General features: G+C 56.4%; 3 protein-coding genes. All 3 read left to right on the forward strand.

Features of this window, described 5'->3' with window-relative positions:
- Nucleotides 1–160: 160 nt before the first annotated feature.
- The 3 genes from JS536_RS11600 (at nucleotide 161) to JS536_RS11610 (ending at nucleotide 3,793) form a co-directional block, all read left to right on the forward strand.
- Nucleotides 161–475 (forward strand): hypothetical protein, encoded by a 315-nt coding sequence (locus JS536_RS11600; RefSeq protein WP_214357049.1) that lies wholly within the window; start codon nucleotides 161–163, stop codon nucleotides 473–475.
- A 255-nt stretch (nucleotides 476–730) separates the two neighbouring features.
- The gene (locus tag JS536_RS11605) at nucleotides 731–3,277 is read left to right on the forward strand and encodes an RICIN domain-containing protein (protein WP_214357050.1); all 2,547 of its coding nucleotides are present in this window, start codon (nucleotides 731–733) and stop codon (nucleotides 3,275–3,277) included.
- A gap of 75 nt (nucleotides 3,278–3,352) precedes the next feature.
- On the forward strand, nucleotides 3,353–3,793 hold the full coding sequence (locus JS536_RS11610) for a hypothetical protein (protein ID WP_214357051.1): 441 nt from the start codon (nucleotides 3,353–3,355) through the stop codon (nucleotides 3,791–3,793).
- The last annotated feature ends 107 nt before the right edge of the window (nucleotides 3,794–3,900 follow it).

Here is a 3,900-nt window from a genome sequence, read left to right on the forward strand (position 1 = left end):
TGCCGCTTCGTCGCCATGCTGATCCTGTCTTCCATACGACAAGCCAAACAGACCAACCCGGTTTCGCGCTCACTCCAGGTGAGGCACCACTACCCATTTCGCGCTCAAAAAACGTGAGGCACGTCGCCATACCGCGTCCGGTTCGTATGATTCGTATTATGTGGGCATCACTTCGCCGTTGTGCGTGGTGCAGACGATTGCGCTGTTTCTGCTGTTCCAATCAGCCGAGCCGCTGCTGAAGAAGATGCCGCTGGCAGTAGTGCGCTGGCTGAAGTTGATTTCCGGTGCGTCGCTTGGCGTATATCTTTTCCATATCCTGATGATTAATTGGATTCGTCCTGGCCGGCTCTTCAGGATTCTGGATCGACTGAGTGACTATCCCTTCCTGAAGGCCGTCTTTGTATACGTGGTGATTGCAGTACTGGTGATGGCCGGCAAGTGGATCATCGCTCGTGTGAAGCGTTTGTTTCTATAAAAACTCATAATTTTGGTAAGTTCGTTCCTTGGCTCCCCTTGTCAGGGGAGCTGTCGGCGGAGCCGACTGAGGGGTAGTACGGAGCTTATGGGCCACATAGTCCATCTATGTGATTTTCCTCACAATATATATTGTCAGTATTTTGCGCGAATACCCCACCCCTCCCATACCCCACCTCCTCAGCAACGACTAGGCTGGTGCCCAGTTGCGGCCAAAAACGCCACAAACTGATGGACTTGGGAAGTTGAGGGAACAATGAAACGATTGAAGACATGCTGCGCGGCATTGGCGTCCGCTGCCATGCTGTGTGTACTCGGCACAGTGCCGGCATCCGCATTGACGGACACCGCCGTGGACGAGACCGGTGCGAACACCGTCACGTTGGCCAATCAGGAGGCCTCCTCCACGGACGCCATGCCGGGCAATCCGAATGCCGAACTGCCGGACAAGGTCAGCAACAAGATTCCCGATACCGCCACCGTGGTCTCCGAGAATCTCGCCGTCACCGAGGACGGCAAGGTAAAGGACATTGAGACCGGCAAGACGGTTACAGATCCGGAACTCGTCGGAACCAAGGACAAGCAGCCCGACCCGCTGGCCAAGACTGATGGTGACTCCTTCATCCCGGTCGAGGCCTCCGAAGTCAAGCAGGCTGTGGCCGATTCCGCCAAAGCCGAAACCTCCGCTTCCAAGACCGAGGCCAAAGTCCGTCTCGCCTCGCTTGGCAACGGCGAATATGGCGCCTACTGGGGCACATACAACGGCTCCCCGGCCTTCTTTGACGCAGGCGGCAACGTCTTCGTCAAGAACGCCAAGGGCGTGGTGGACGTCTCCGAATGGCAGGGCCAGATCGATTGGGCCCAGGCCAAGGCGAATGGCGTGCAGGGCGCCATCATCCGAGTCACCTACGGTTGGGGCAACGGCTATGACAAGTACGCCCTGTACAACATCAGCGAATGCAAGCGCCTCGGCATCCCGTTCGGCATCTACATGTACTCCTACGCCTACGACCAGGCCGGTGCTGCCGGCGAAGGCGAATACACCGCCCAGCTCCTCCAAAACGCCGGCGTGAGCCCCAGCGACTTGTCCTACCCGGTCTATTACGACCTGGAGAAGTGGACGTGGGTTGGTTACGCGCCGCCCACCAGCCCGGCCGTCTACGACACGATTGTGAACGCCTGGTATGGCAAGATGAAGGCCGCCGGTTACAACAACCTCGGCGTGTATTCGTACACCACGTACCTCAATGGTCCGCTGAACAGCGCCAACATCCACTCCAAGACCAGTTGGGTGGCCCAGTACGCAGGATACATGGGCTTCGCCGACTGGTCGACGAAGATTCGCGGTTGGCAGTACACCTCCGGCGGCAGCGTGCCCGGCATCAGCGGCTCCGCCGATTTGAACGCCTTCGGTACCACGGATGGATCGTCGAGTGGCGGCAACGGGAATAACAGTGGCTCAACCGCTATCGACGTCACCAAGCTCAACGCCGTCACCGTCCGCGACGGTAATTACTACATCAACTCTTGGGCCAAGGATTCCATGGGAGTGGATATCCCCGACGCCAGCTCCGCAAACGGCGTGCAGGCCCAGCTCTACTCCTATGGTTCCGACCGGTCCCAGCGTTTCCATTTCGCTCGTCAATCCGACGGCAGCTATGTGATCACGGCCGTGGGCTCGGGTAAGGCCTTGGAAGTGTCCGGCGGCAAGGCAACGGCCGGTGCCGCGGTCCAGCAGAACACCGCTAACGGATCGAAAGCTCAGCGCTGGTTCATCCGCGATGCCGGTTCGGACGCCGCTGGTGCCGCCTATTACCTCCAGTCCGCGCTCGGCAACGTGGTGCTGGATGCGTACAACGGCGGCACCTCCAATGGCACCCCGCTGCAGGTCTGGACCCCCAACGGCACCGCCGCGCAGGGCTACCTTCTGGCTTCGACGTCGGTCAACGTGTATGTAGGCAAGAACGTGATTATCGCCTCTGCCAAGAATACGGATGTGGTGGTCGACGTACCAAAGGAGTCCAAGGATAACTTCACGCAGCTGCAACTTTATAAGAACAATGGCTCGGCGGCGCAGATTTTCAAGTTCATCAAAACCGGCAACGGTACCTATGAGATCCGCAATGTCAACTCCAACAAGAACATCGACGTGTACAACGGTATGACGGGTAATGGTGCCGCGGTTCAGCAGTATCAGTCCAACGGCACCCCAGCCCAGCATTGGCTCGTCCGTGATGCCGGCAACGGTGCTGTAACGCTCATCAACAGCAAATCCAATAAGGCCCTCGATGTTCCATCTGGTAATGCCGTCTCACGCACACAGTTGCAGGTGTACACGCAAATCGGCACCGCCGGTCAGCAGTGGCATATTGTCCAGCAGGGGAACGCGGTAGTCGAAAAAGTGGAGATGTACCGTCTCTATAATCACCATACGGGCGAGCATTTCTATACTCGAAACAGTGCAGAACGTGACAATCTGCGCTCTGCGGGATGGACGTATGAAGGCATAGGTTGGATTGCGCCCGCGTCTTCCAACACCCCGGTATATCGTCTATACAATCCGAATGCTTCGGATCACCATTACACCGCGTCGGTTTCCGAACGAGATAATTTGCTGGCTCATGGTTGGCGCGACGAAGGTATCGGCTGGTATTCAGCGGATGCGAACCAGACTCCTGTCTATAGGCAGTACAATCCGAATGCCGTGTCAGGCACCCATAATTACACGGTGAGCAAGGATGAAGTTGCGGATTTGCTTGCCCGTGGTTGGCGCGACGAAGGTATCGGCTGGTATGCTATTTGATAGTCACCGTTGACAGGACTGTAAAGGTCCACATTTCTTCTATCAAATGGTGATTGAGGAAAGGGAAGGCAATACATGCATCGTACCGGTTATAAAATTGTGCGACGTGTTGTAGCTCTCACTGTCGCCATCTTCTGCACGGCATCTCTGGCAGTTGGAAACTCGGAGATTGCTATGGCGGCGGATAGCGACGGCACTGTTGACATGTACCGCTTGTACAACCGACATAATGGTGAGCACTTCTATACGGCAAGTAGTTCCGAACGTGATAACTTGCGTTCTGCTGGCTGGAAATATGAGGGTATCGGATGGGTTGCTCCAGAGCATTCCGATACGCCGGTATACCGCTTATTCAATCCTTATGCTTCCGATCACCACTACACCACGTCTATTTCCGAACGTGATGATTTGGTCGGCAGGGGCTGGCGTGATGAGGGTATCGGATGGTACTCATCTGATACGAATCGGGAATTTCCGGTTTATCGGCAGTATAATCCACCGAGGTGCCTCATTTGAAAGTGAGCGCGAAACCGGGAGTGGTGCCTCACTGGAAGTGAGCGCGAAATCCTAGTCGGTGTCGGCTGGTGTTTCGTTGTGGTCTTCCGGTCGGACGCCCGCGATCT

The sequence above is a fragment of the Bifidobacterium sp. SO4 genome (assembly GCF_018555355.1).
Lineage (GTDB): Bacteria > Actinomycetota > Actinomycetes > Actinomycetales > Bifidobacteriaceae > Bifidobacterium > Bifidobacterium miconisargentati.